Below are 26,326 nucleotides of genomic sequence, written 5' to 3' on the forward strand. Positions count from 1 at the left end.
GTCCCACACAGCTCCGCCCCCGCCTCACCGCAACGAACTCGAACGGCGCCGGTGCCGCGAGACGTACCATCAGTCATACCCCGCGTCCCCCCGCGGACACCCGGAGGAAGAGCCATGAGCGCAACCCTCGCCGAGCCTGACGCAACGCCGCGCACGCCGACCACGAAACCGCCCCGTCCCCCCAAGGGCGCCCCCGCTGGACCTCGCAAGAAGAAGCCGGTGCAGTGGGCCCCCTGGGCGCTGCTCGCCCCGAGCATCGCACTCCTCGTCGTCATGGTCGTCTACCCGACGATCGTGATGCTCGTGACCTCGTTCACGAACCTCGAGATCAAGAACAAGATGCTGGGCACGGCGCCCGACTTCGTCGGGTTCGACAACTACATCGAGATCTTCACCGACTCGCAGTTCCCGCAGGTGCTCGCCCGCAGCCTCGGCCTCATGGTCGTGCTCACCGCGCTCATCGTCGTCTTCGGCATGCTCATCGCGCTCACCCTGACGAAGCTCTCGAAGGCCTGGCGCATCGCGGTGTCCGTCTCGCTCCTCTTCGCCTGGGCGATGCCGCCCCTGGCCGCCACGGTCGTCTGGGGGTGGATGTTCGACACCGACTACGGCGTCATCAACTGGGCCCTCAACACGATCACGGGCACGCAGGATTGGCGAGGACACGGCTGGCTCGAGAACCCCTGGTCCTTCATGATGGTGCTCGTCATCATCGTCACCTGGCAGAGCATCCCCTTCGCCGCGATCACCTTCTACGCGGGACTCGGCCAGGTGCCCGAGGAGGTCATCGAGGCCTCGTCGCTCGATGGCGCCAGCGCGTGGCAGCGGTTCCGGCTCATCGTCCTGCCGTACATGCGCAACGTGATCACGGCCGTGCTCGTGCTCGAGACCATCTGGAACCTGCGCATCTTCACGCAGGTGTATGCACTGCAACAGCAGGGCGGCCTCGCGAGCGAGACGAACGTGCTGCCGACCTACCTGTTCCGGCAGGGGCTCGGCGAGTTCGGCACCACCGCGGCCATCGGCGTGTTCATGGTGATCCTGCTCATGGCCATCTCCTACTTCAACGTCCGCAACTCCCTGAAGGATGAAGAGCTGTGAGCATCAGTCCTGGAATGCAGCTCGCCGAAGAGCCCCGATCGATCGCGGCCGAGACCCGCGCCGCCACCACGATCGGCAGTGGAGGCCGCCCCGGCCGTCGCGCCGGCCGCCGCAGGGGCCTCGTCGGCCGCATCGGCCTCAACGTCTGGGCGCTCGTCATCATCGTGTGCTCGATCTTCCCGGTCTACTGGATGGTGAACATGTCGTTCACGCCCTCCAACCAGATCATCAGCCGCAACCCGAGCCTGCTGCCGCTCGACTTCACGTTCAAGAACTACATCACTGCGTGGACGCGCGAGGCTGCACCGGGCCAGACCGACTTCCCGCACGCGCTCATCTCGAGCATCACGGTCGGTCTCGCGGTCGTCGTCGTCTGCGCGATCCTCGCCTTCCTCGCGTCGATCGCCCTCGCGCGATTCGCATTCCGCGGACGGGTGTTCTTCATCGTCGCCGTCCTCGTGGTGCAGATGGTGCCCGGCGAGGCGATGATGTTCACGATCTACAACATGATCGACGACTGGCGCCTCATGAACACCCTCCTGGGTCTGTTCATCGTGCACCTCGCTGCGGTCGTGCCGTTCACGATCTGGACGCTGCGCGGCTTCGTCAAGGGCGTGCCCGCCGAACTCGAAGAGGCCGCGATGATCGACGGCTGCACCAAGGCGCAGGCATTCTGGAAGGTCACCTTCCCGCTCATGGCGCCCGCGCTCGTCTCGACCGGCATCTTCGCCTTCATTCAGAGCTGGAACGAGTTCCTCATGGCGCTCCTCCTCCTCAAGGGCTACAACCTCACCCTGCCGCCTTGGCTGAACTCGTTCCAATCGGCCACCGAGGCGACGAACTGGGGCGCGGTGATGGCCGGCTCGACGCTCATCGCGCTTCCCGTCGTCATCTTCTTCCTCTTCGTGCAGGGCCGCATGGTCGGCGGCCTGGTGAACGGGGCCGTCAAGGGATGAGCGCCGAGAACCCCACCGGTGCCGCCGCACAGCTGCACCGGGACATCCTGACGACCCTGCTGCCGGGCTTCGACGGCCCGGTCGCCCCCGACTGGCTGCTCGCCCGACTGCGTGAGGGCCTCGGCGGAGTGTGCCTCTTCGGCGAGAACATCGTCGACCCCGAGCAGCTGCGGGCCCTCAACGAGAGCCTGCGCGCGGCGAACCGCGACGCGGTCATCGCGATCGACGAGGAGGGCGGCGACGTCACGCGGCTCTTCTACGACCGCGGTGCGCCGTTCCCCGGCAACGCGGTGCTCGGCCGCATCGACGAGCTCGAGCTGACCCGCCGCGTCGCGGCCGAGGTGGGTAGAGCCCTCGCGGCGACCGGGTGCACCGTGACGTTCGGCCCCGACGTCGATGTCAACGCGAACCCCGACAACCCCGTGATCGGCGTGCGCAGCTTCGGCGACGACCCCGAGCTCGTCGCCCGTCACTCGGCCGCCTGGGTCGAGGGACTGCAGCAGACCGGCATCGCCGCGAGCGCGAAGCACTTCCCGGGCCACGGCGACACCGCGACCGACTCGCACCTCGCGCTCCCGGTCGTCGACGTGCCGATCGAGACGCTGCGCGAGCGCGAGCTCGTGCCGTTCCGTGCGGCGATCGCGGCGGGCACCCGCACGATCATGACCTCGCACATCCTGCTCCCTCAGCTCGACGCCGAGGCTCCAGCCACCCTCTCCCCGCATGTTCTGCACAGCCTGCTCCGCGGGGAGCTGGGTTTCGAGGGCGTCATCGTGACCGACGCCCTCGACATGAAGGGGGCGAGCGGCGTGCACGGCATCCCCCAAGCCGCTGTGCGCGCCCTCGCCGCCGGTTGCGACCTGCTCTGCATCGGGTCGAAGAACACCGACGCCCAGCTCGAAGAGATCGTCCAGGCGATCGCCGAGGCGATCGACGCGGGCCTGCTGTCCGCCGACCGCGTCCGCGACGCGGCGGAGCGCGTGCGCGCTCTCGCGGCGACGGCTCCCGCGGTGCCGGCCGGTCCCGCCGAACCGAACGTGATCGAACCGGCCCACGACGAGGAGGAGATCGCCCGGGTGGTCGCCTCGTTCGAGGTCGCCGACGCCGTGCGAGAACACCTGCTCGGCGCAGCCGGCATCGGCACCGTCGTGCGCATCGACACGGTGGCGAACATCGCCATCGGCGAGTCGCCGTGGGGTCCGTTCGCCGCCGAGACCGTCGCCCGGCGGCCGTCGTGGCTCAGCCGCGCCCGTCGCGTCGCGATCGGCCCCGGCGAGGTGCTCGCCGACCCGGCGGGGCTCCCCGGCCCCGTGCTCGTCGTGGGCAAGGATCTGCACCGCCACGGCTTCGCCCGCAAGGCGATCGATGCCCTCCGCGCCGTGCGCGACGACGTCGTGACGATCGACATGGGCTGGCCGTCGCACGACCGCGGCTACGCCGACGTCGCGACGTACGGCGCCTCGCGCCTGCTCGGCGACGCGGTGCTCGCGTTCGTCGACGGCGCGCTCGCCCCTGTGGCTGCGCGGTGAGACTCGGCATCGACATCGGCGGCACGAAGACCGCGGCCGTCGCACTCGCCGAGAGCGGCGAACTGAGCGATCAGGTGCGCATGCCGACCGGATTCGGCGCCGAGGCGGTCGTCGAGACCGCGCTGCGGACCGTCGAACGGATGGCGGAGCTCTCGGGCGTCGGCCAAGCCGCCTTCTCGTCGATCGGCATCGGGATCCCCGGCGCGGTCGACACGGCGACGGGTCGGGTCGCGCACGCCGTCAACCTCGGTCTTGAGGGGCTCGACCTCGGGCCTCGGCTCGCCGACCGGCTGGGCGTCGACGTTCGCATCGAGAACGACGTGAAGGCCGCGGCGCTCGGCGCACACCACCTCCTCGGCGTGGGAGGGTCGCCGGCCCCGTCGGCCGACCGCTCGATGGCCTACCTCAACCTCGGCACCGGCCTGGCTGCCGGGATCGTGCAGGGCGCTCGGCTGCTGCGCGGCGGGCACGGCGTTGCGGGCGAGATCGGGCACATCCCTATCGACCCCGCGGGGGAGCTGTGCGGCTGCGGCCAGCGGGGCTGCCTCGAGACCGTGGCTTCGGGGTCGGCGATCGCGCGCATGTGGCCGACCGAGGCCGAGCTGCCCGCCCGCGAGCTCTTCGATCGGGCGGAGGCGGGCGACGCCGAGGCGGTCCGCGTCCGCGAACGCTTCCTCTCCGGCGTCGCGGCGGCGGTCCGTCTGCTCGTGCTCACCACCGACGTCGACGAGGTCGTGATCGGGGGCGGGCTCGCCGCACTCGGCGAACCGCTCGTCGACGGAACTCGCCGTATCCTGAACGGGTGGGCCGCCGACTCGGCGTTCCTCGCCTCACTCGGGCTCGCGGAGCGGGTCAGGGTCATTCCCCTCGGATTTCCGGCAGCCGCCGTGGGCGCTGCCCTGGTAGGAGTTGCGCAATGGCAGAAGTCGTAGTCGTCGAAGACGAGCGGGCGGCGGGCGAGCTCGTCGCCGGGTCGATCGTTTCGCTGATCCGGCAGAAGCCCGACGCAGTGCTCGGGCTCGCGACCGGCTCGACGCCGCTCGCGAGCTACCGGGCGCTCGCGGCAAGGATCGGCGCCGAGTCGATCGACGTTCGCGGGGTGCGCGGCTTCGCGCTCGACGAGTACGTGGGCCTGCCCGACGGGCATCCAGAGAGCTATCGTGCGGTGATCACCCGTGAGGTCGTCGAGCCGCTGGGGCTCACCCCCGAACTCGTGCGGGTGCCGAACGGCGACCCGGCGACGATCGAGCACGCCGGCGCCGATTACGAGGCGGCGATCACGGCCGCCGGCGGCGTCGACCTGCAGATCCTCGGCATCGGACGCACCGGTCACATCGGATTCAACGAGCCGGGCTCCTCGCTCGCGTCGCTCACGCGGGTGAAGACGCTCACCGAGCCGACCCGCGTCGACAACGCGCGCTTCTTCGACTCGCCCGAGGACGTGCCCATGCACTGCATCACCCAGGGCATCGGCACGATCCTGCGGGCCCGCCACCTCGTGCTGCTCGCCTTCGGCGATGCGAAGGCCGAGGCCGTCGCCGCTGCGGTCGAGGGCGGCGTCTCCGCGAGTCAGCCGGGTTCGGCGATCCAGCTGCACCCGCACGCGACCGTCATCGTCGACGAGGCGGCCGCGTCGCGGCTCGCGAACCTCGAGTACTACCGGCACGCCTGGGCCAACAAGCCGGCCTGGCAGGGCATCTAGCCCGCTGCGAACGACCTGGATGCCTCGGGCGGGAAGCCGCCCGAGGCATCCGGCGTTCTCGCGACCCGACGGCGCCGCGAGGCGGTCATAAGGCCTGACCGGGCGGGCAGCCCTGCGAACGACGCGGATGCCTCGGGCGAGATCTCGCCCCAGGCATCCGCGTCATCGGCGTCGCAGCTTGGGCGTTTCAGCGGAGATCGGCGAACCCGAGGAGCTCCGCGACCCGGACGATCTTCGGGATCGCCGATCGGGATCGAGCGCGGAGCGGGCTTCGGACGGCGCCGGGATCGGGGGAGCCGGTCGTCAGCCCGCGAGCTCCTTGCGGCCGTTGATGATGCCGCTCACCGCGGCCACCACGGCGAAGACGACCGCGACGACGGGCTGCCCCAGCATCCACCAGCCGATCGCGGCGGCCGAGAAGATCGCGATCTCGACGAGCGCCTTGCCGAATGGGTCGATGCGGAAGACCGCCTTCGGCGACATGAACAGCGCCCAGGCGACGATCGCGACCAGCGGCGCCCCGATGCCGATGAGCACGCCCGGCCACGGCAGCGGGAAGGCCATGAACCCCCAGATGCCGAGCGACACGAAGGCGAACAGCTCGAGGAAGAACCGGAGGATGTCGTTCGGGCCGATCTTCGGCTGGGCCTGCTGCGGGGTCTCGGGTGCGGTGCTCACAACCCTCTAGCGTACCCGCGCCTCAGCGGAAGATGATCGTGCGGGCCCCATCGAGCAGCACCCTCCGCTCGGCGAACCACTTCACCGCCTGGCTGAGCGTGCGGCTCTCCTCGTCCTGCCCGATCGCGACGAGCTCGCTCGGGCTCCGCGAATGGTCGACCCGCACGACGTTCTGCTCGATGATCGGCCCCTCGTCGAGGTCGCTCGTGACGAAGTGGGCGGTCGCGCCGATGAGCTTCACGCCGCGGGCGTGCGCCTGCCGGTAGGGGTTCGCGCCCTTGAAACCCGGCAGGAACGAGTGGTGGATGTTGATGCAGCGCCCGGCGAGCTCTTCGCAGAGCTCGGGGGAGAGGATCTGCATGTAGCGTGCCAGCACCACGAGCTCGATGTCGTGCTCGTCGACCGCGTCGAGGAGGCGTCGCTCGAACTCGGCCTTCGACGCGGCGTCGGTCACGGCGGCGGCCTCGAACGGCACCCCGTAGAAGTCGACGAGGTCGCGGAGCGTGCCGTGGTTCGAGAGCACGAGGGGGATCTCGACCGGCAGCTGGCCTGCGCGCTGGCGGAAGAGCAGGTCGTTCACGCAGTGGCCGGCGGTCGAGGCGAGCACGAGGGTGCGGAGCGGCCGCCCCACTTCGTCGAGGTGCCACTGCATGCTCCAGCGCTCGGTGACGGGCGCGAGCGCCGCCTCGAACTCGGCTCGAGTCGCCCGCGACTCGACCTGGAGTCGCATGAAGAAACGCCCGGTGTCGAGGCTCGCGAACTGCTGGCTCTCGGTGATGTTGCCGCCCGAGGCGACGACCGCGCCCGAGATCGCGTGCACGATGCCGGGGCCATCGGTGCAGCTCAGGGTCACGACCCAGTGGTACAGGTGATCGGGCGCGGCAGCGGTGGTCATCCGCCCAGATTACCGGGCGATGGATGTCTCAGCCGCCGGCCGGGAGGGCGGAATCGGGCCGGTCGTTCGAGAAGTACGCCGACCCGCTCGGGCCGACCCGCTCGCCGACCCGGTATCGCACCGTCATCGGCTCCAGCCGATCGGCGTCCTCGAGAGGCCAGAACCTCGCCGACCCGCGTCGGTCGAGCGGGACCGTGGTCCACGTGTCGCCGTCGGCGAGGAGTTCGGCGTCCGCTCCGGCCAGGCCGCCGGTGAGGTCGATGCGCCAGAGAACGCCCTTCCAGACGAAGAGCTTGAGGGCGGGCGGTGCTGCGAGGCGCACGGTGAAGGCAGTGGGGTCGGAACGATTGCCAGCGCGGTCGAGTTGCGTGACCTGGTACGCGGATTCGCCCGCCGGAGTCCCGGTGAGCGTGAGCGACCACCTGCCGTCGCCGCCGGCCGTCGTCTGCCAGCCGGCGTCGCCCGCGGCGAGCCCGGTCTGGGCGCCGGCGCGCACGGTGACGGTCGCGCCGGGTTCGGCGGTGCCCGAGACGATCGGCTCCACCCGGTTGCCGCCGGTGTCGGGCTCGAAGACGACGGGCGGCAGCGCCTCCGTGTCACCTGGCTCGGGGGTCGGCGTCGGCGTGGGGGTCGGGGTCGGCGTCGGGGTCGGCGTGGGGGTCGGTTCCGGGGACGGCGTCGGTATGGGGGTCGGCGTCGGCACGGGTGGAGCCGGTTCGAGCGGCGGCCGAGCCGGTGATCTGTCGGCCACGTCGTCGTCGCCGGTCGCCTCGTCGATCTCGGGCGCGCGCGACGGGATCGGGGCGGGCACGGTGGGCTCGGGGAGGACAGCGGGCACGTCGGCCTGGTCGTCGGGCGGCGCGGGCTCGCGCACCTCACCGATCGGCGCCGCGAGCGGCTCGTTCGTCGGTGTGAGGCTCGGCGCGACGACGGCGACCGCGACGACTGCGGCGGCGAGGACGAGGGCCCCGGCGCCGATCGCGACGCCGGTTCCGCCGATCGCGCCGACGAGCCCGCCGCCGGCCGCAGTGCTTCCGCCGGCCGCGCCTCCGGCCCCGGCCGTCCCGGTGCCTGCGCTTCCCGCGCCGCTGGTCGCCCCAGCAGCCCCCGCGGCGATGCCGCCGGCGCCCATCGCGTACTCGGCGACGGGTGCGCCTTGCGACAACCAGGCGGAGTACGCCGTCGCGCCGCCGACGCCCGCGGCGAGAGGCAGCAGCACGAGCGCGAGCCGCGAGCCGACCTCGCGCGCCTCGGCGGCGACGATCGTGCAGCGCGCGCAGTCGTCGAGGTGCGATTCGAGCTTCGTGGTGTCGCGCGGCCGCAGCTTGCCGCGCGTGTAGCTGCCGAGCCGGTCGATCGTCCAACGGCACTCGGGCTCGGTGGAGTTCTTGAGGTGCGCGCGGATCCACGCCTGGCGGAGCCCTTCGCGGGCGCGATAGGCGAGGGCAGCCGTGCTGTTCGCACTCATGCCGACGAGCGGGGCGACCTGCTGCGGGGTCATGCCCTCGACCTCGCTGTACCAGAGCACCTCCTGCCACCTGGTCGGCAGCGACCGGAACGCCTGCGCGGTGGTCGAGCGGTCGAGGGCGTCGAGCGTCGCCGCCTCGTTCGTGTCGGGGTCTTCGAACGACTCGAGGGTCTCGAGGTTCGTCTCCTGGCGGGCCCGGCCCCAGCTCGCCGCCGTGTTGCGGATCGTCGTGAAGAGGTATGGACGGAACGCGGCGGTCGGCCCCTTGCCGGCGAGGATCGCGTCGTAGATGCGCGTGAACGACTCGGCGACGAGGTCGTCGGGATCGAGCGAGCTGTAGGAGCGCGCGACGGTGCGGCCCGACGCCGCGTGGCGCTGCCAGAGCTCGGCGTAGGCGGAGGGATCGCCGCGGCGGGTGCGCTCGATGAGCGCGGCGTCGGCGGTCGGGTCGGTGCGCACGGGGGGCACGCGCGGCTCCTTCTGGGTGATTCGGGTGGGTTCACCTGAGAGACGCGTCGGAGGGGCGATCATGACGCGGATCGGGGTTCCGGACAATTTCACCAGATTTTCGCGAGATTCGCGTCATAGATCCGTTCGCGGCACGTCTTCTCCTGTGAGGGCATGCAACTCGCCCTCGCCTACCGCTGTCTCGTCGGCCCGAATGTCGAGACGGAAGCCGGGTACCCGCCGGCGAAACCGGAGGCGCCCGGGGGAAGGGCGGCTCCGCGAACGGCCGGGTCTCGAGGCGATGGGGAACACGCCTCGAGACCCCGCCGTCACGTCCGCCGCTCGTTCGTTGCGCGTCGAGGGGTAGGGTATCGAGCGATGCGGATGCCTCGGGGCAGGCGCTGCAGATCAGCGCAGCCGGCCGCCAGCCGCCCAGACCGCCTGCACGTCGAGCTCGTCGCCGAGCAGCACCGCGTCGGCGGCGTAGCCGCGATCGAGCCGGCCGAGGTCGTGCGCCCGCCCGACGGCCGCAGCGGGCACCGTCGTGAGCGCGGCGATCGCCTGATCGAGCGGGATGCCGCAGTCGACGACGGCGCGTCGCAGCGCCTCGTCCTGCAGGAGGGTCGACCCCGCGATCGAACCGCCCTCGCGGAGGCGTGCGACGCCCTGGTCGACGACGACCTCGAGGGTGCCGAGGAGGTACGCGCCGTCGGCCGAGCCCGTCGCCGCCATCGCGTCGGTGATGAGGGCCACACGGCCCGGCGCGCCCGCGAAGGCGAGCTTCACGACGTCGGGGTGCACGTGCACTCCGTCGTTGATGATCTCGAGCGTGACGTGGTCGGCGTGCATCGCCGCGACGACGGGGCCGGGTGCGCGATGGTGGATGCCGCGCATGCCGTTGAACGCGTGCGTCAGGATCGTCGCTCCGGCGCCGAACGCCGCGAGCGCTGTGTCGAAGTCGGCCCCGGTATGCCCGACGGCGACCGCGACGCCCGCGTCGACGAAGCGGCCGATGGCCTCCGTCGCGCCGGCGTGCTCGGGGGCGATCGTGATCTGGCGCAGCGTGCCGTCGGCCGCGGCGAGGAGGCGCTCGACCGAATCGGCGTCGGCCGTGCGCAGCAGCGACGGGTCGTGCGCGCCGCGGAAGGCATCGTCGAGGAACGGCCCCTCGAGGTGGGCGCCGAGCACGCGCGGGTCGCGGCGTGCCAGGCGCGCGATGACCGCGAGCTGCCCGGCCAGCCGGTCGACCGAGGCCGTGACGAGCGAGAGCACCGTGCGGGTCGTGCCGTGGGCGTTGTGCACCGCGAGCACGCGTTCGATGGCCGCCTCGCCCTCGTCGGCCGAGGCGCCGCCGGCGCCGTGGCAGTGGAGGTCGATGAAGCCGGGCACGAGGAACCGCCCCGAGGCATCCGTCACGCTCGAATCGGAGGTGAGGAGGGCGCGCCAGTCGTCGCCCAGCCCGCGCTCGGCGACGCTGCCGCCCTCGAAGCGGACCCAGGCGTCGGGCACCGTGTCGAAGCCGCTCACGAGCCGCGCCGAATGGATGATCGTGGGCCCGTGCGGGCCGGGGGCGGGGATGGTCGGGACGACGGGGGTGCTCACCTAAGCAACGATAACGTCGTAGCCGTGGTCGGCGAGTCGTGCGAGCTGCGCCTCGGTCACGCCGGAGTCGGTGATCAGGGTCGAGAAGAGGCGCCGCGAGCCGATCGCCGCGAACGCCCGCTTGTCGAGCTTCGACGAGTCGGCGACGAGCACGGGGTGCGTCGCCCGCGAGGCCATGAGCGCGTTCACCGCGGCCTCGCGCTCGTCGTGCGAGGTGGGCCCGATCGTCGGATCGATGCCGTTGACGCCGATGAAGGCGTAGTCGAGCGTTACGCTGCCGAGCACCGCATCGGTGTAGGCGCCGACGAGCTCGTACGAGCGCGCGTGCACCACGCCGCCGGTCACGACCGTCTTGATCTGCGGCCGGATCGCGAGCTGCATGGCGATGTTGATCGCGTTCGTGACGACGGTGAGGCTCGGGTCGTTCGCGGGCTCCATGATGTCGGCGCGCGACATGAGCGCCTCCACGATCGCCGTGGCCGTGGTGCCGCCGCAGAGGCCGATCACGGCGCCGCGGGGCACCATCGCGCTCGCCGCCCGCGCGATCGCCGCCTTCGATTCGGGGTTCTGCTGGTTCTTGTACCGGATCGGCAGGTCGTACGCCACCGAGTGGGCCACGGCGCCGCCGCGAGTGCGGGTGAGCAGCTGCTGGCTCGCGAGCGCATCGAGGTCGCGCCGGGCGGTCGCCGGCGACACGCCGAGCTGGTCGACGATCTGCTCGACCTCGACCTGGCCGCCGTCGGCGAGCAGGTCGAGGACGGCGCTCAGGCGCTCCGCGCGATTCATCCGATCCCGTCCTTCCCGGTGGTGCCCGCCGTCACCGGCGAGGCGAACAGCCTCAGCATGCGGCCCGCTTCGATGCGCACCGCGTCGCGGCCCGCCGCGAAGTACTTGCGAGAGTCTACGGCCGTCGGGTGCTCTGCGAGGTAGCCGCGGATCGCGCCGGTGAAGGCCGCATTCAAGTGCGTCGACACGTTGATCTTGGTGAGGCCGGCGGCGATGCCCGCCACGATCGTCGCGTCGGGTACGCCGGAGGAGCCGTGCAGCACGAGCGGCACCGGCACGGCGGCGTGGAGCCGTGCGATCAGCTCGAGGTCGAGCGCGGCGACCCGTTCGGTCATCGCGTGCGACGAGCCGACGGCGACGGCGAGGGCGTCGACCCCGGTCTCGGCGACGAACAGCGCCGCTTCGGCCGGGTCGGTGCGCACGCCGGGCGCGTGCGCCCCGTCCTTGCCGCCGATCTCGCCGAGCTCGGCCTCGACGAGCACGCCCGGCCCGGCCGCACGGGCGACGACCCGTCGGGTGGTCGCGACGTTGTCGGCGAAGTCGAGCTTCGCGCCGTCGTACATGACCGAGCCGAAGCCGCGGTCGATCGCGAGGAGCGCGAGCTCGATGTCTTCCGCGTGGTCGAGGTGCACTGCGACGCTGGCGCTCGAGGCCTCGGCGACGGCGAGCGTCGCCCGTGCGATCGGCTCGAAGGCGCCGTGGTAGCGCACGCAGTTCTCTGAGAGCTGCAGGATGACCGGCAGCCCGGTGTCCTCCGCTGCGCCGACGAGGGCCTCCGCCGTCTCGAGATGCAGCACGTTGAACGCGCCGACGGCGGTTCCGGCCGACGCCGCGGCCTCGAGCACCGTGCGGGTGGGGGTGAGCGTCATGCGGTGGTCCTCGGGTCGGTTTCGGGCGCCGGCTGCGCCTGCGCGGTGTCGGCTGGGTCGGCGGCGGATGCCTCGTGGTCGCCGGTGACGACCTCGGCTTCGAGCCGGGCGTGGTCGGGGGAGAGCGCGCCCGCGAGGGGCATCAGCACGGCCGAGGCCGACCATGCCGTCGCGCGCCGGGCGAGGGCCGCGCGGGCCGCGACGCCCTCGGGGCCCGGGTCGCTCACGAGTGAGGGGGTCGCGGCGATCGCGGCGGCGATCGCCGCGACGGCCGCGTCGCCGGCGCCGGTCGCGTTGCCGTGCAGCGGGTGCGGCAGGCGGGCGCGGACACCGTCGGAGCGGTCGGCGTGCGAGAGCACGAGCAGTCCCTCGGCGCCGAGCGAGACGAGCACGAGCCGCGCGCCCGCGTCGAGCAGCACGCGGCCGCCCGCGACGGGGTCGTCGTGCCCGGTGACCTCGGCGAGCTCGTCGCGGTTCGGCTTCAGGGCGGTCGCGCCGGCGCGGGCGGACGCGAGCAGTCCGGGGCCGCTCGTGTCGACGATGACCGGGGTGCCGGCGGCGACGAGCTCGGCGACGAGCCCCGCGAGCTCGTCGGGGCCGAACCCGGGCGGCAGGCTCCCGCTGATGATGACCGCCTGGGCGCGTCGGCCCAGCCGGGCCGCCTCGGCGAGGAGGGTCCGTGCCTCGTCGTCGGCGAGGGGTGCGCCCTGCTCGTTGAGGACGGTCGTGTCGCCGCTCGCCTCGTCGACGAGGGCGAGGCTGCGTCGCGTCTCGCCGTGCACGGGCACGAGGCGGTGGGGGATGCCACTGCGTTCGAGGTCGTCGGCGAGGCGAGCGCCGGCCGCGCCGCCCGCGGTCGTGAGTGCCAGCACGTCGTGGCCCTCGGCCGCGAGGACCCGCGCGACGTTCAGCCCCTTGCCGCCGGCGCGCGAGACCCCGGTCGGCACGCGGTGGGTCTCGCCGGGGCGGAGCGCAGCGAGGTGCCAGGTGAGGTCTTCGGCCGGGTTCGGGGTGACGGTGAGGATCACGGTGCCGCCGTTCGTGCCGCCGCGAGGTCGCGTGCGGCGAGTGCGGTGCCGAGCAGTCCCGCGTCGTCGCCGAGTTCGGCACGGCGGAGCACGGGCCGGCGATGGAAGCTCAGCAGCTCGTCGATGCGCTCGCCGAGCGGCTCGAAGAGCGCCGGTCCCGCCTGCGAGAGGCCGCCGCCGATCACGACCGCCTCGGGGGCGAGGGTCGCGACGAGTCGGGCGATGCCCTCGGCCAGCGCCTCGATCGCGGCGCCCCAGATGCGCTGCGCGAGGGGGTCTCCGGCCTCGGCCGCGTCGAGCACCACGCGAGCCCCGGCTGCCTCGCGACCGCTCGCCTCGCGGTAGCGGCGCGCGATCGCGCCCGCCGAGGCGATGGTCTCGAGACATCCGATCGCACCGCAGGGGCAGCGCTCGCCGCGCGGGTCGGCGAGCGAGTGCCCGAACTCGCCCGCGTAGCCGCCGCCCGAATAGGGCTGACCGCCGATCAGCATCGAGCTCGCGATGCCGGTGCCGATGGCGAGCACCACGGCGTCGTCGTGGCCGCGGGCGGCGCCCAGGCGGTGCTCGGCATCGCCCGCGGCGCGCACGTCGTGGCCGAACGCGACGGGCAGGCCGAGCGCGCGTTCGGCGAGGTCTCGGATCGGGGCGTCGCGCCATCCCAGGTTCGAGGCGAAGAGCCCGAGCCCGCGCACCTCGTCGACGAGCCCCGGCACGCTCACGCCCGCTGCGGCGACCTCGATCTCGGGGTGGTCGTCGCGCAGCGCACGGGCGAGCTCGGCGAACGATTCGGCGATCGCGCGGGCGGGGTCGGCGTCGTCGCGCGCGGTCGGCGTGCGGCGGAGCCCGAGCACCTGCCCCGAGACATCCACCATCGCCGATTTCGTATCGGTGCCGCCGACGTCGAAGGCGAGGACGGCGGCACCAGGGCCAAGCGGTGCCGGCCGCGCGGTGTCGGTCATCGGGTCAGCCCTCGAGGATCACCGAGCGCGTGAGGTTGCGCGGCTGGTCGGGGTCGAGGCCCCGGGCGAGGGCCCGGGCGAGCGACACGCGCTGCGCGCGCACGAGGTCGGCCATCGGATCGAGCGTGCTCGTCTCGAATCGCGCGCCGGTCGCGGCGACGTCGCCGGCGAGCCCCTCGGGTGCGGCGCCGAACTGCCAGGTCACGCGGCCGGGTGCGGCGATCGAGATCGGGCCGTGGCGGTACTCCATCGACGGGTACGACTCGGTCCACGACTGCGAGGCCTCGCGCATCTTCAGCGCCGCCTCGTGCGCGAGGCCCACCGAGAAGCCGCGGCCGAGGAAGGTGTATTGCTCGGCGTCGACGAGCGTGGGGTCGAGGTCTTCTGCGAGCGCCCGCTCGGCGTCGGCGATCACGGGGTCGAGGTCCTCGCCGAGCGAGGACCGGAAGAGCGCGAGCGCCGTGGTCGCGAAGCGGGTCTGCACGACCGACTGCTCGTCGGCGAAGGGCAGGGTGATCGCGTCGTCGACCAGATCGACGAGCGGGGAGCCGGCGTCGCCGATGACGCCGATCGTGCGCACCTGCCCGCGGACGTCGCCGACGAGCTGGAGCACCTCGGTCGTCGTGCCGGAGCGGGTGAGCGCGACGACGGCGTCGTAGCCGCGGAGCGGGAACGCCTCGGACGCCGCGAACGCGTCGGTCTGGCCGTGCCCGCCCGACTCGCGGAGCCAGGCGTAGGACTGGGCCATGAACCACGAGGTGCCGCAGCCGACGACGGCGATGCGCTCGCCGCGGCGCGGGAGGCGCGACTGCTCGTCGCGGAGCTCGGCTGCGTGAGCCCACGTCTCGGGCTGCGAGGCGAGCTCGGCGGCCATGTGTGCGGCGGGGGCGGAAGCGGAAGACAGACTCACGTGGGCTCCAGTCGATGGTGCGGTCGCCGGGTGACGACGATGACGCTTCCAATGATTGCAGATGACTGCAACTGGTGTCCAACGATCATCGAAGAGATCGTTTTCGACGATGGCCCGGAATCGAGGAGGATTAGTGAGGGATCTGAACAAATTCGGTAACAAATGGCTCCGCGGTCTTGACGGCCGCGCGGAGCTCGGAATAGATTTCCCAGCGTCGAGTGAACGTACCTGATCGTTTGCTCGGTGAAACGTTCATGAAACTGCACGGATCGCCAAGATCCATGCGGTTTGGACGATCGCATCGGTGCGTGGGACTCTCTCATTCGTCGATGCGCCACCCAACACAGTGAGGAAGCATTCAATGAAGAAGTCACTGCGCTTCGGCACCGCGCTCGCGCTCGCGGCCACCGCTTCGCTGACGCTCGCGTCCTGCGGCTTCGGCGGCGGCGACGGCGGCGGCGACTCGGCCGGCGGCAAGACCACACTCGACCTGCTCGTGCCGAGCTACTCCGACAACACCCAGGGCCTCTGGGAGGACGTGATCACGGGCTTCGAGGCCCAGAACGAGGACATCGACGTCAAGCTCGAGGTCCAGTCGTGGGACAACCTCGAAACGGTCATCACCACGAAGATCCAGGGCGGAGAAGCCCCCGACATCTACAACGGCGGCCCCTTCGCCGGCTTTGCGGCGGATGAGCTGCTCTACCCGGCCGAAGACGTGGTCTCGCCCGAGACCTTCAGCGACTTCCAGGACTCGTTCCTCGCGAACGCCGAGGTCGACGGCACCGCCTACGCCCTCCCGCTGATCGCCTCGGCGCGTGCCCTGTTCGTGAACAACGCCCTCCTCGAGCAGGCGGGCGTGAGCGCGGCGCCGACCACCTGGGACGAGCTGCTCGATGCGGCGACCAAGGTCTCGAAGCTCGGCGGCGGCGTCGCGGGTTACGGCATGCCCCTCGGCTCCGAAGAGGCGCAGGCCGAGGCGGCCGTGTGGCTCTGGGGCGGCGGCGGCACCTTCGGCGACGCCGAGGCGATCACCGTCGACGACCCGGCCAACCTCCCCGGTGCCGAGCAGATCAAGAAGATGATCGACGCGGGCGCGACCCAGGCCGACCCCGGCTCGACCGACCGCACCCCGCTCATGGAGATCTTCGTCCAGGGCAAGATCGGCATGCAGGTCGGCCTCCCGCCGACCGTCGGCCAGATCGAGGACGGCAACCCCGACCTCGACTACTCGATCGTCCCGATCCCGACGAAGGACGGCTCGCCCTTCACGCTCGGCGTCATGGACCAGCTCATGGCCTTCCAGAACGACGGCGACAAGCAGGAGGCGATCACCAAGTTCTTCGACTACTACTACTCGGCCGACGTCTACGTGCCGTGGGTGCAGGCCGAGGGCTTCCTCCCCGTCACGAAGTCGGGTGCCGAGCAGCTGCAGGACGACGAGGCGCTCGCACCGTTCCTCGCGGTGCTGCCCGACGCGCAGTTCTACCCGAGCTCGAACCCCAAGTGGCAGGCGACCGACGGCGCGTTCAAGTCGCTCTTCGGCCAGATCCAGTCGAAGCCGGCGCAGGACGTGCTGACCGAGATCCAGAAGCAGGTCGACGCGAGCTGACGCTCGCCTTCCTCCCACACGGAAAGGGTTCGGTGAACCTCGCACCATGAGCTCCACGACCGACGTATCACCGAACCCGACGGGGGCGGCCGCAGGCCGCCCCCGTCCCGGGGGTGCGAAAGCGCCCGCGCGCCGCGGCAAGCCCGGGGGGCGCGACCTCGCGGCCGCGCTGCCCTGGATCACGCCCGCGCTGATCCTCATCTTCGGCGTCGTGCTGTTCCCGGCCGTCGTCATGTTCTACAACTCGACCCGCGACATCTCGCTGTCCGGGCTCGACAAGGGATCCGTCGGCTTCGACAACTACGTCGAGGTCTTCCAGTTCCCCTACTTCTGGCCGATCTTCTTCCGCACGATCGTCTGGGTCGTCGTGGTCGTGGCGTTCACGGTCGTGATCTCGCTCGGCCTCGCCCAGATCCTCAACAAGGCCTTCCCGGGTCGTCAGCTCGTGCGGCTCGTCGTGATCATCCCGTGGGCGGCCTCGGTCGTCATGACGACGATGGTCGTCTACTACGGCCTCGAACCGTACTTCGGCATCATCAACAAGTTCCTCGTCGACATCGGACTCGTCGACACCCCCGAGGGCTACGGCTGGACGAAGAACCCGGCGACCGCGTTCATGTGGTCGATCATCGTCGCGATCTTCGTGTCGCTGCCGTTCACGACGTACACGATCCTCGCGGGACTCGCGACGGTGCCGGGCGACACGCTCGAGGCCGCGAAGATGGACGGCGCGGGCGCCGCGCGCACCTACTTCACGATCGTGCTGCCGCAGCTGCGCGGCGCGCTCAGCGTCGCGGTGCTCATCAACATCATCAACGTCTTCAACTCGCTGCCGATCCTCCGGGTGATGACCGGGTCGATACCCGGCTACGACGCCGACACGATCATGACGATGATCTTCAAGTACATCCAGAACCAGCACAAGGTCGACGTCGCGTCGGCGCTCTCGGTCGTCGCCTTCATCATCGTCATCGTGATCGTCGCGGTGTACGTGAAGGTCGTCAAGCCGACGAAGGAGGTCTGACCGTGACCGTCACCGAAACCCGCGCGATGCTCGCGAGCGACGCCGGCCACGGGGCATCCGGCCGCCAGACCCCGCCGCGCAAGCGCCGATACACCGCCGACCAGGTGCCCCTCGGCAACGTGCTGCTGCGCATGTTCGCCGGGCTCGTCGTGCTCGCCGTGTTCGTGGTGCCGTACCTCATCATGTTCTTCGGCTCGGTGAAGACGAAGTCGCAGATCCTGTCGGTGGACCCCACATACTTCCCCACGGAGTGGCACTGGGAGAACTACCTCGACATGTGGTCGACGCCCGAGACGCCGCTGCCGCAGAACATGATCTCGACGATCGTGATCTCGGTCTTCGCGACGCTGCTCGTACTCGCGGTCGCGCTGCCCGCGGCGTATTACACCGCGCGGTTCAAGTTCCCGTTCCGCATGGTGTTCCTCTTCCTCGTGATCGTCACGCAGATGCTGCAGCCGGCGGTGCTGACCTCGGGCCTGTTCCGCCAGTTCACGGCGCTCGGCATGATCGACACCTGGGCGGCGATGATCTTCATCAACGCGGCGTTCAACCTGTCGTTCGCGGTGTGGATCATGCACTCCTTCTTCGCGGGCATCCCGAAGGAGGTCGACGAGGCCGCCCAGATCGACGGTGCCGGGCGGCTCACGGTGCTCTTCAAGATCAACCTGCCGCTCGTGTGGCCGGGCATCGTGACGGCGATCGTGTTCACCTTCGTCGCCTGCTGGAACGAGTTCGCCGCCTCGCTCGTCATCCTCTCCACGGCGGGCAACCAGCCCATGTCGGTCGCGCTCACGAAGTTCGTCGGCCAGTACTCGACGAGCTGGCAGTACGTCTTCGGCGTCTCGATCGTGGCGATCATCCCCGTCGTCGTGCTCTTCATGCTCATCGAGAAGCGCCTCGTGGGCGGCCTCACGGCGGGCAGCGTCAAGTAGCGCTCGCCGGGCAGACAGCGGGCGGATGCCTCGGGGCCGGCCTCGAGGCATCCGCCTTCGTCGTTCGCCGCGGTCGTCCGCGCGCGCGGGCGCTCCGGATGGCGCGGGCGCGCGGCGCCGAGGCGTCGTTCGCGAAGCGGGCCACCTCACCCACTGCGGTCGAACTCCGTAGGCGGGGATGCGACCAGGTCCGGCTGTTCCGGCGCCGCTGAGTGTTCGCGCTGTACATCCGATTCCAGGCGCAAGGCTTTCCGGCTTGAATTGGCGGCCATTCGGAGTATTGTGAACGCAAACATTCATCCCGTTCGAACGGACGTGGTGCCCAGTGCGCCGCGGAGATTCGACGGAAGGAGCCGCCACACGCACCGCGGCGGCGACATCTCAAAGAGGAGCCATACATGACATCGAGGAAGCGCTTCGCGCGTTCGGCGATCGCCGTCACCGTGACGGCGATCTCGGCCTTCGGCCTCGCGGCCTGCAGCGCGGGCAGCGGTGCGGACGAGTCGGCGGCCGAGGGGCCCGTCGAGATCGCCTATCTGCACCGCCTGCCCGACGGTGAGGGCATGACGCCGGTCAGCGAGATCGTCGAGCGCTGGAACGAGGAGCACCCCGACATCCGGGTGACTGCGACCAAGTTCGACGGCGCGGCGAGTGACATGATCCTGAAGCTCGAGACCGATGTGAAGGCCGGTAGCGCGCCGTGCCTCGCCCAGGTCGGCTACTCGGAGGTGCCGCAACTGTATGTCAAGGGTCTCCTCGAAGACGTCGCCGGCGAAGCGGAGCAGTACGCGGGCGACTTCTCCGCAGGCGCCTACGGCATGATGAAGGTCGGTGACGCGGTCGTCGGACTTCCGCAGGACACCGGGCCCCTCGTGTACTTCTACAACGAAGCGGAGTTCGAGAAGCTCGGGCTGGACGTGCCGGCCACCCTGGCCGACGTCACGGCCGACTCGGCCGTCGCAGCCGCCGCGGGCAAGTACGTGACCGCGTTCACTCCCGACGAGGCGCTGAACTGGCTCTCCGCGCAGTCGGCTGCCGCCGGCGACACCTGGTTCTCGACCGAGGGCGACGCGTGGTCGGTCGATGCCGAGGGTGAGGGATCGCAGGCTGTCTCGGCCTTCTGGCAGCAGCTGCTCGACACGAAGCAGACGCTCGCCACCGAGCGCTGGGGCGAAGCCTTCACCAAGGCGCTGAACGACGGTGCGCTCATCGGGCACATCGGTGCGGCGTGGGAGGCGGGATTCCTGCTCGACTCCCTCGACGGCACCCCGGCCGAGGGCCAGTGGCGGGTCGCCCAGCTGCCCGACTTCGGTGCCGGCGAGATGACCGGTCCCGACGGCGGATCCGGCGTCGCAGTCACCAAGGGCTGTGAGCACCCGGCCGAGGCGATGGAGTTCAACGCCTGGTTCAACACGCAGATCGACGATCTCGCCTCGCAGGGCCTCGTGGTGGCGGCCGCGGGCACGCCCGAGACGAGCGAGAAGATGCTCCGCCAGTTCGGCGGCCAGGACGTGCTCGCCGAGCTCGCAACCGCGTCGGCGAACCTCAGCCCGACCTTCTCGTACGCCCCGGGATTCGCGTCGCTGACGAAGATGAACGAGACGGCTGCGGAAGTCGTCGCCGGATCGGCCGAGGTCGCCGACATCTTCGCGACGGGGCAGAGCTCGGCGGTGGCCGCGCTCGAAGACCTCGGCCTGCCCGTCGCGGAGTGATCGAGTCGCCCGCCTGACATCCAGTGGCGGAGGGCGCGACGACGTCGTGCCCTCCGCCGCACCTCGGAAGGGGAGAACCACATGACTGCGACCATGACCGTGACACCGCAGACGACGCCGTCGCCGTCGCCGGGGTCGACCCGGCGCCGCAACGGTCGGCGACGACGCGAAGGGCTCACCGGGTGGCTGTTCATGCTTCCATTCGCCGTCCTGTTCGTGTTCGTCTTCTTGATCCCGATCATCGTGTCGGTGCAGTCCTCGATGTTCGCCCAGGTGCCTGCGGGCGACGGACTGTACGGCGGTGGCGAGCTCGAGGACCGCTTCGTCGGGTTCGACAACTTCGTCACGGCGGCCTCGAGCGGCGCGTTCTGGGTGGGCATGGGCCGAGTCGTGCTGTACGCGGCATTCCAGATCCCGGTCATGATCGTGGGCGCCCTCGCCCTCGCGCTCCTGCTCGACTCGTTCCTCGTGAGGCGACCGGGTCTGTTCCGGATGGCCTACTTCCTCCCATACGCCATCCCGGGCGTCATCGCGGCGATGATCTGGCTCTACCTCTACACGCCGGAGGTCTCGCCGTTCATGCCGTTCCTGCCCGAAGGCACAGACCTCATGGCACCGGGCACGATGCTGCTGTCGATGGCCAACATGACCACGTGGACCTACACGGGATACAACATGCTGATCTTCCTCGCGGCACTGCAGGCCGTTCCGCGCGAACTGTACGAGGCGGCGCGACTCGACGGCGCGACCGGCTGGCAGATCGCGACGAGGATCAAGATCCCGCTCGTGCGCAACGCCGCCCTGCTGGCGGTGCTGCTGTCGATCATCGGCACGATCCAGTTGTTCAACGAACCCGTCGTCATGGAGAGCGCGAACTCCTGGATGGGCCTCGACTACACGCCGATGATGCTCACCTACAACTCGCTGATGGGTACGGTCTCGCCGTCGGGCACCGGCATCGCCTCGGCCTATTCGCTGCTGATGGCCGTCATCGCCGGGGTGCTCGCGATCGTGTACGCGCTGGTCCAGCGCCGTAAGGGGGATGTGTGATGTCCACGGCCACTCCGACGCGCGCCGACCGCCGCGCCGCCGCCCGCGCCGCATCCGCGGCGGACCTTCCGCCCCGCACGCTCCGCCCGTCGCCCACCGCCAAGGGCTTCGGGATGGTCGCGCTCGTCGCGGCTGCGGTCTACTTCCTCGCGCCCGTGCTCTGGGTGCTCGTAGCTGCGACGAAGAACAACCGTGACCTGACGAACAGCTTCGGATTCTGGTTCGCGGAGTGGAACCTCGGCGCGAACTACGACAGCCTCATGGGCTGGACGCAGGGGATGTTCTGGCGCTGGGTCGGCAACTCGATCTTCTACTCGCTGAGTGCGGGCGTCATCGGCACGCTCTTCGCCGTGATGGCGGGGTACGCGATCGCGAAGTTCGCGTTCCCGGGCAAGAAGCTCGCCGTCGGCGTCATCATGGCGGGCCTGCTGCTGCCCGTGGCCATCCTGACCGTCCCGCTCTACGTCGAGTTCCACGCGATGGGGCTGACCGACACCGCGTGGGCCGTCATCATTCCCTCGGCGGTCTCACCGTTCGGTGTCTTCCTCGGTATGGTCTACGCGCAGGCGTCCGTCCCCGACGAACTGCTCGAGGCGGCGCGCATAGACGGCGCGGGTGAGGCGCGCATCTTCTTCACGATCGTGCTGCGGTTGCTCGCGCCGGCGATGGTGACAATCTTCCTGTTCATCTTCGTGGCGACGTGGAACAACTTCCTGTTGCCGCTCATGATGCTCTCCTCCGCGGACCTCAAACCGGTCACGCTCGGACTGTTCGGCATGGTGAGCTACTTCGCCCCCGACAAGGGGGCGGTCATGCTCGGGGCGCTGCTCGGCGTCGTGCCGCTCATCGTGCTGTTCTTCAGCCTGCAGCGCTACTGGCGTTCGGGACTCGCCGCCGGCGCGGTGAAGGGCTGATCGGCGCGTTCCGATCCGAAGCACAGAGGGCCTGGGTCCGGTATTCCACCGGGCGCAGGCCCTCGATCTCGTTCGCGCGGACGATCATCGCCCGCGACCCGGATGAATCCCTTGTGCGGCGTCTCGGCGACCCGCTATTCTGAAAGCCCTATTAATAAATAGGTTTAGTGAATTCACTTGCGTTCTACACTGCCGGACGCGCGCACGTCCGGCATCATCCGTCCGTCCCGGCATCGTCGCCTTGAACACCACGGAAAGACAGCAACCATGAACACTCGACTCCTCAGCGGGCTCGCCGCAGGTGCGGTCGCAGCCGCGTGTCTGACGCCGGCCGCAGCAGCCAACGCGGCCGAACCGCCCCCGGCCTATCACGAGCAGGTGCTCGCCGTCGGCACCGGCGGCATGAGCAACCAGCAACCGCCCTACGGCCACGAGCTGGGCGCCTTCTTCAACTACCGGATCCCGGCCGTCGTGCAACTGAACGACGGCGACCTCCTCGTCTCCTACGACGGTCGCCCGACTGCAGAGGATTCGCCCGGTCCGAACTCGATCCTCCAACGACGGTCGACCGACGGTGGTGTCACCTGGGGTCCTGAGACCTTCATCCACGAGGGAGTCATCGACGATCCGACGATCGCGGACGACCGGAAGTCGGGCTACTCCGACCCCTCCTACGTCTACGACGAGGAGACCGGCACGCTGTTCAACTTCCACGTCTTCTCCAAGGACGCGGGCTTCGTCACCGGTGCCTACGGGAACGACGACGCCGACCGTGATGTCGTCAGCGCCGAGGTCTCGGTCTCGAGCGACGGCGGCGAGACGTGGGAGCACCGATCGGTCACCGGCGTGTTCAAGGGCGAAGATGTGCGGGCCGCCTTCGCGAGTTCGGGCCACGGCATCCAGATCGAGAACGGTCCGCACGCGGGTCGCCTGGTGGTGCAATTCGTCGGCAGCTTCTCCGACGCGACGCTCAAGGCCTTCTCGCTGTACTCCGACGACCACGGCGAGACGTGGCAGCGGGGCACGCCGGTCGGCACGAACATGGACGAGAACAAAGTCGTCGAGCTTTCCGACGGCACACTCATGTTGAACTCACGGATCCACTCCGGCCACAAGGCGCGCTACGTCGCGTACTCCGAGGACGGCGGCGAGACCTGGAGCGAGCCGGAGGTCGACGCCGCACTCGTCGACCCGGTCAACAACGCCTCGATCATCCGCAAGAACGCGGATGCCGAACCCGGCACCAGCAGATCCAAGGAGTTGCTGTTCAGCAACGCGGCATCCGCCGTCAGTCGATCCAACGGCACGGTCCGGTACTCGTGCGACGACGGCGCGACCTGGCCCGTCGAACGGGTGTTCGCATCGGGCGGCATGTCGTACTCCGACCTCGTCGCCCTCGACAGCGGCGGGTACGGCCTCTTCTACGAGGGTGAGAGCGGGCAGCTCCGCTATGCATCATTCAGCGAGGAGTGGCTGAACCCGTTCTGCGCGAACATCGCGCCGATCTCCCTCGATGTGACGGCGGGTGTGCCCGCCACCGCCACGGTCACCATCCGCAACGACGATGACCGCGACCTCCCCGCCGGTGAGGTCACTGCGAACGTCGCCGAGGGTTGGACCGCCGACATCGCCGAGATGCCGGCCCTCGCTCCGGGCGAGGAAGCCACGGTCGAGGTCGAGGTCACCGCCCCTGCGACGACGCGAGTGACCACGTCGGCCATCCCGGCCGACATCGTGGTCGCGGCGGGGGAGTACTCGTTCCGGGGCAGCCTGAACGTCGACGTCACGGTGGGCTCCACGGTGCCCGGGGAGGACGGCGACCACGGCGTGCGGACCTGTCTCGAAGGACAGAGTGAACCCGCGCTCGACGCGCCGGTCGCGCTGAACGTCGTCGCCAACTGCAGTTTCGAGGCGAAGGACTCCGTCTCATCCAAAGCCGAATGGGAGTGGTTCGGCGCGGGAGACACGTCGCATCCTGCGACGGAGACGCTGGACGACGGCAGCGAGAACACGTACGCGCTGATCGACGCGGGCGCCATCGACAACCACATCTGGCAGGCGGTTCCGACCGTTCCCGGTCGCTCCTACGTCGTCTCGGCCGACGTGAACGTCGGGGCCGCCGACGGATACGTCCCGAGCGCGGTGTTCCTCACTACGAAGGGGATGAACCCCGACGGTTCGCAAAATCAGGGTGCCACCACGCAGTTGTCCACCGGTGAGCTGATCTCGAACGGCTGGAGCCGCAAGACGTTCACATTCACGGCGAAGAATTGGAACACGTTCGTCGGCATCGTGAAGTGGGCGGCACAGGACGCCGAGCGGCACGTGGCGAACACCACGATCGCGATGGACAACCTGACGGTGTACGAACAGGAGTCCTACGACCTCGTCTGGAACGACGAGTTCGACGGCGACGCGCTGAATCAAGAGGACTGGGGCTATGAGCTCGGCAACGTGCGCGGCAACGAGCAGCAGCACTACTCGTCGAGCACCGACAACGTCGACGTGGCCGACGGAGCCCTCATCCTCGCGGCGACCGACCGGCCCCTGGCCGACCAGTACCGGAACACCGCCCGTTGGGGCGACCGGGCTCGCGTCGTGAAGTACAACTCCGGATCGGTCCGCACCGAAGGGCGCGAGGAGTTCCTGTACGGGCGTATCGAGGCGCGGATGTCGCTCCCCGAGGGCAAGGGCGTGTTCCCGGCGTTCTGGATGCTCGGTGCCGACTTCCACATGGACGGCCGTGTGAACATGGAGCACGGCTATTCGTGGCCCTCCACCGGCGAGCTCGACATCATGGAGATCATCGGGGCACCGACCGAGGAACGAGCCGCGCAGGGCGAAGTCGGCAAAGCCGGCAACTCGAACGCGGTCACTTACGGGACGCCGCACTTCTACTACACGGGCGGTGACGCGGACGGAGACGGCTCATACGCGCCGACCGCGCTCGGCGGCAACCTCTCCACCGCGGAGAGCCTGTCGGAGGGCTATCACGTCTACGGCATCGACTGGAACCCGGAGTACATCGCCTGGTACGTCGACGGGGTGGTGTTCAACATCATGTACTTCCCCACCGACTCGACCACGGCAGCCGGCAACGAGGCCTTCATCGCGAGCGAGGTGGCCCGCTTCCAGGCGGCGGCCGACTCGTTGAATCGCCCGCAGTACCTGCAGCTCAACCTCGCCACGGGCGGCAACTGGGCCGGCGACGCCGGCGACCACCTCGCCGAGGACGGCGCGGCGTTCAAGGTCGACTGGGTGCGCTACTACCGCAGCGCCGCCCAGCAGGCGGCGGCCGACGCCTACTACGCGGGGCAGCCGGAGATCACGGGCGCCGTCGACCGCGTGATGCGCGCGGGTGAGGCCGCGGACCTGCTCGACGGTGTCGGCGTGAGCGAGGGATACGTCGTCGAGTACAGCATCAACGACGAGCAGATGTTCGTGAACGGCGGTGTCGAAGGCGGCCGCAACGAGGTGCACCTGGTCGTGGCCGACGCATCGGACACGGCCGCGTTGCAGTCGCTCGCGCCGGGGGTCTACTCGCTGCATTACAGCGCACTCGAGGAGGGCGTCGCGTACAGCGGCGGCATCACCCCGGTCGCCCGTGCGGCCCGGCAGAGGGTGCTGCTGACCGTGCTGCCCGGGGCGGGCCTGCAGGCCGAGGGGGCGACGCTCGCCTCGGTCGCGTTGCCCGACGGCTGGTCGTGGAGCGACGAGACCCAGTCGCTCGACGGGGACGAGACGGCGTATGCCGCCGTGTTCACGCAGGCGGGCGACACGGGGGCCGATCCTGCGAAGCGTCGCGCGGTGCGCATCGAGATCCCTGCTGACCAGATCGCGCGCGTCGACGACGGCGCCCCCGCGGTCACGGCGTCGCTGACGCAGCGCAACGAGATCGTCCTGGCGGCGACGGATGCCGTCTCGGACGGCATTCGGATCGAGTACTCGACGCAGAAGCACGCGAAACCGGCGTTGGAGTGGCGCGAGTACTCCGAACCGTTCCGCGTCGATGCGAAGACCGTGGTGTCGGTTCGTGCGACCGACGGCGCGGGCAACACGAGCGAGATCCGCACGTTCACCCGCAACGATCTCGACTGACCACTCGCGCGGGCCGGTCGCGATCCGGCCGGCCCGCGCGATAGTGGGCGAACC

Annotated in this window: 21 protein-coding genes; 12 read left to right on the top strand and 9 right to left on the bottom strand. The window is 70.1% G+C overall.

Translation table 11 applies throughout. The features are described 5' to 3' along the window. Nucleotides 1-114 precede the first annotated feature (114 nt). From H516_RS0111250 to H516_RS0111270, 5 genes are read left to right on the top strand one after another with little or no spacing between them, the layout of a single operon-like run. On the top strand, nt 115-1,101 hold the full coding sequence (locus tag H516_RS0111250) for a carbohydrate ABC transporter permease (RefSeq protein ID WP_022889814.1): 987 nt from the start codon (nt 115-117) through the stop codon (nt 1,099-1,101). Next, on the top strand, nt 1,098-2,057 hold the full coding sequence (locus tag H516_RS0111255) for a carbohydrate ABC transporter permease (protein WP_245561801.1): 960 nt from the start codon (nt 1,098-1,100) through the stop codon (nt 2,055-2,057). The genes H516_RS0111250 and H516_RS0111255 overlap by 4 nt, the downstream gene beginning before the upstream one ends. Further along, the gene (locus H516_RS19735) at nt 2,054-3,586 is read left to right on the top strand and encodes a glycoside hydrolase family 3 protein (protein WP_022889816.1); all 1,533 of its coding nucleotides are present in this window, start codon (nt 2,054-2,056) and stop codon (nt 3,584-3,586) included. The genes H516_RS0111255 and H516_RS19735 overlap by 4 nt, the downstream gene beginning before the upstream one ends. Further along, entirely contained in the window at nt 3,583-4,518 is a 936-nt protein-coding gene (locus H516_RS0111265) for an ROK family protein (protein WP_022889817.1), read from the top strand. Before H516_RS19735 ends, H516_RS0111265 begins: the two co-directional genes overlap by 4 nt. Then, on the top strand, nt 4,503-5,288 hold the full coding sequence (locus H516_RS0111270) for a glucosamine-6-phosphate deaminase (RefSeq protein ID WP_022889818.1): 786 nt from the start codon (nt 4,503-4,505) through the stop codon (nt 5,286-5,288). The genes H516_RS0111265 and H516_RS0111270 overlap by 16 nt, the downstream gene beginning before the upstream one ends. Nucleotides 5,289-5,591: 303 nt before the next feature. On the opposite strand, the gene H516_RS0111275 is transcribed toward H516_RS0111270, so the two are convergent. From H516_RS0111275 to H516_RS0111315, 9 genes are all read right to left on the bottom strand, one after another. Then, nucleotides 5,592-5,966, bottom strand: coding sequence for a YrdB family protein (locus H516_RS0111275; protein WP_022889819.1), 375 nt, complete (start codon nt 5,964-5,966; stop codon nt 5,592-5,594). Nucleotides 5,967-5,988: 22 nt separating this feature from the next. Further along, nucleotides 5,989-6,861, bottom strand: a complete 873-nt coding sequence (gene purU, locus H516_RS0111280; RefSeq protein WP_022889820.1) for a formyltetrahydrofolate deformylase — start codon at nt 6,859-6,861, stop codon at nt 5,989-5,991. A 28-nt stretch (nt 6,862-6,889) separates the two neighbouring features. Then, nucleotides 6,890-8,797, bottom strand: coding sequence for a sigma-70 family RNA polymerase sigma factor (locus H516_RS19740; RefSeq protein WP_169513521.1), 1,908 nt, complete (start codon nt 8,795-8,797; stop codon nt 6,890-6,892). 387 nt (nt 8,798-9,184) lie between these two features. Then, entirely contained in the window at nt 9,185-10,378 is a 1,194-nt protein-coding gene (locus tag H516_RS0111290; RefSeq protein WP_022889822.1) for an N-acetylglucosamine-6-phosphate deacetylase, read from the bottom strand. Continuing rightward, the gene (locus H516_RS0111295) at nt 10,379-11,164 is read right to left on the bottom strand and encodes a DeoR/GlpR family DNA-binding transcription regulator (RefSeq protein WP_022889823.1); all 786 of its coding nucleotides are present in this window, start codon (nt 11,162-11,164) and stop codon (nt 10,379-10,381) included. After that, a complete protein-coding gene (locus H516_RS0111300; protein WP_022889824.1) occupies nt 11,161-12,033 on the bottom strand; it encodes a class II fructose-bisphosphate aldolase in 873 nt (290 codons plus the stop codon). Before H516_RS0111300 ends, H516_RS0111295 begins: the two co-directional genes overlap by 4 nt. Next, nucleotides 12,030-13,061, bottom strand: coding sequence for a 1-phosphofructokinase family hexose kinase (locus H516_RS19745; RefSeq protein ID WP_022889825.1), 1,032 nt, complete (start codon nt 13,059-13,061; stop codon nt 12,030-12,032). The genes H516_RS0111300 and H516_RS19745 overlap by 4 nt, the downstream gene beginning before the upstream one ends. Then, the gene (locus tag H516_RS0111310) at nt 13,058-14,020 is read right to left on the bottom strand and encodes an ROK family protein (protein ID WP_022889826.1); all 963 of its coding nucleotides are present in this window, start codon (nt 14,018-14,020) and stop codon (nt 13,058-13,060) included. The genes H516_RS19745 and H516_RS0111310 overlap by 4 nt, the downstream gene beginning before the upstream one ends. 4 nt (nt 14,021-14,024) lie before the next feature. Continuing rightward, the gene (locus H516_RS0111315; RefSeq protein ID WP_026378698.1) at nt 14,025-14,894 is read right to left on the bottom strand and encodes an SIS domain-containing protein; all 870 of its coding nucleotides are present in this window, start codon (nt 14,892-14,894) and stop codon (nt 14,025-14,027) included. A 397-nt stretch (nt 14,895-15,291) separates the two neighbouring features. On the opposite strand from H516_RS0111315, the gene H516_RS0111320 reads away from it, so the two are divergent. From H516_RS0111320 to H516_RS21365, 7 genes are all read left to right on the top strand, one after another. Continuing rightward, nucleotides 15,292-16,542: an extracellular solute-binding protein gene (locus H516_RS0111320; protein ID WP_022889828.1), complete on the top strand. Its 1,251-nt coding sequence runs from the start codon at nt 15,292-15,294 to the stop codon at nt 16,540-16,542. A gap of 46 nt (nt 16,543-16,588) precedes the next feature. Then, complete coding sequence (locus tag H516_RS0111325) at nt 16,589-17,566, top strand: carbohydrate ABC transporter permease (RefSeq protein ID WP_022889829.1); 978 nt, start codon at nt 16,589-16,591, stop codon at nt 17,564-17,566. A 2-nt stretch (nt 17,567-17,568) separates the two neighbouring features. After that, nucleotides 17,569-18,498 carry a carbohydrate ABC transporter permease gene (locus H516_RS0111330; protein WP_022889830.1) on the top strand — a complete coding sequence of 310 codons (930 nt, stop codon included), beginning with the start codon at nt 17,569-17,571 and terminating at the stop codon, nt 18,496-18,498. 398 nt (nt 18,499-18,896) lie between these two features. Beyond that, nucleotides 18,897-20,210, top strand: coding sequence for an ABC transporter substrate-binding protein (locus H516_RS0111335; protein WP_022889831.1), 1,314 nt, complete (start codon nt 18,897-18,899; stop codon nt 20,208-20,210). 81 nt (nt 20,211-20,291) lie between these two features. Then, the gene (locus tag H516_RS0111340) at nt 20,292-21,260 is read left to right on the top strand and encodes a carbohydrate ABC transporter permease (RefSeq protein ID WP_022889832.1); all 969 of its coding nucleotides are present in this window, start codon (nt 20,292-20,294) and stop codon (nt 21,258-21,260) included. Then, nucleotides 21,260-22,174: a carbohydrate ABC transporter permease gene (locus H516_RS19750; RefSeq protein ID WP_022889833.1), complete on the top strand. Its 915-nt coding sequence runs from the start codon at nt 21,260-21,262 to the stop codon at nt 22,172-22,174. The genes H516_RS0111340 and H516_RS19750 overlap by 1 nt, the downstream gene beginning before the upstream one ends. Before the next feature lie 267 nt (nt 22,175-22,441). After that, on the top strand, nt 22,442-26,272 hold the full coding sequence (locus tag H516_RS21365) for an exo-alpha-sialidase (RefSeq protein WP_051138803.1): 3,831 nt from the start codon (nt 22,442-22,444) through the stop codon (nt 26,270-26,272). Nucleotides 26,273-26,326 lie beyond the last annotated feature (54 nt).

This window comes from Agromyces italicus DSM 16388, from assembly GCF_000421545.1.
Lineage (GTDB): Bacteria > Actinomycetota > Actinomycetes > Actinomycetales > Microbacteriaceae > Agromyces > Agromyces italicus.

What these genes read in the sequence shown, in the direction of transcription:
- H516_RS0111340 (WP_022889832.1), top strand. Translation starts at nt 20,292, where the DNA reads ATGACTGCGACCATGACCGTGACACCGCAGACGACGCCGTCGCCGTCG.
- H516_RS21365 (WP_051138803.1), top strand. Translation starts at nt 22,442, where the DNA reads ATGAACACTCGACTCCTCAGCGGGCTCGCCGCAGGTGCGGTCGCAGCC.
- H516_RS0111315 (WP_026378698.1), bottom strand. Translation starts at nt 14,894, where the DNA reads ATGGCCGCCGAGCTCGCCTCGCAGCCCGAGACGTGGGCTCACGCAGCC.
- H516_RS0111310 (WP_022889826.1), bottom strand. Translation starts at nt 14,020, where the DNA reads ATGACCGACACCGCGCGGCCGGCACCGCTTGGCCCTGGTGCCGCCGTC.
- H516_RS0111250 (WP_022889814.1), top strand. Translation starts at nt 115, where the DNA reads ATGAGCGCAACCCTCGCCGAGCCTGACGCAACGCCGCGCACGCCGACC.
- H516_RS19750 (WP_022889833.1), top strand. Translation starts at nt 21,260, where the DNA reads ATGTCCACGGCCACTCCGACGCGCGCCGACCGCCGCGCCGCCGCCCGC.
- H516_RS0111295 (WP_022889823.1), bottom strand. Translation starts at nt 11,164, where the DNA reads ATGAATCGCGCGGAGCGCCTGAGCGCCGTCCTCGACCTGCTCGCCGAC.
- H516_RS19735 (WP_022889816.1), top strand. Translation starts at nt 2,054, where the DNA reads ATGAGCGCCGAGAACCCCACCGGTGCCGCCGCACAGCTGCACCGGGAC.
- H516_RS0111335 (WP_022889831.1), top strand. Translation starts at nt 18,897, where the DNA reads ATGACATCGAGGAAGCGCTTCGCGCGTTCGGCGATCGCCGTCACCGTG.
- H516_RS0111320 (WP_022889828.1), top strand. Translation starts at nt 15,292, where the DNA reads ATGAAGAAGTCACTGCGCTTCGGCACCGCGCTCGCGCTCGCGGCCACC.
- H516_RS0111270 (WP_022889818.1), top strand. Translation starts at nt 4,503, where the DNA reads ATGGCAGAAGTCGTAGTCGTCGAAGACGAGCGGGCGGCGGGCGAGCTC.
- H516_RS0111325 (WP_022889829.1), top strand. Translation starts at nt 16,589, where the DNA reads ATGAGCTCCACGACCGACGTATCACCGAACCCGACGGGGGCGGCCGCA.
- purU (WP_022889820.1), bottom strand. Translation starts at nt 6,861, where the DNA reads ATGACCACCGCTGCCGCGCCCGATCACCTGTACCACTGGGTCGTGACC.
- H516_RS0111300 (WP_022889824.1), bottom strand. Translation starts at nt 12,033, where the DNA reads ATGACGCTCACCCCCACCCGCACGGTGCTCGAGGCCGCGGCGTCGGCC.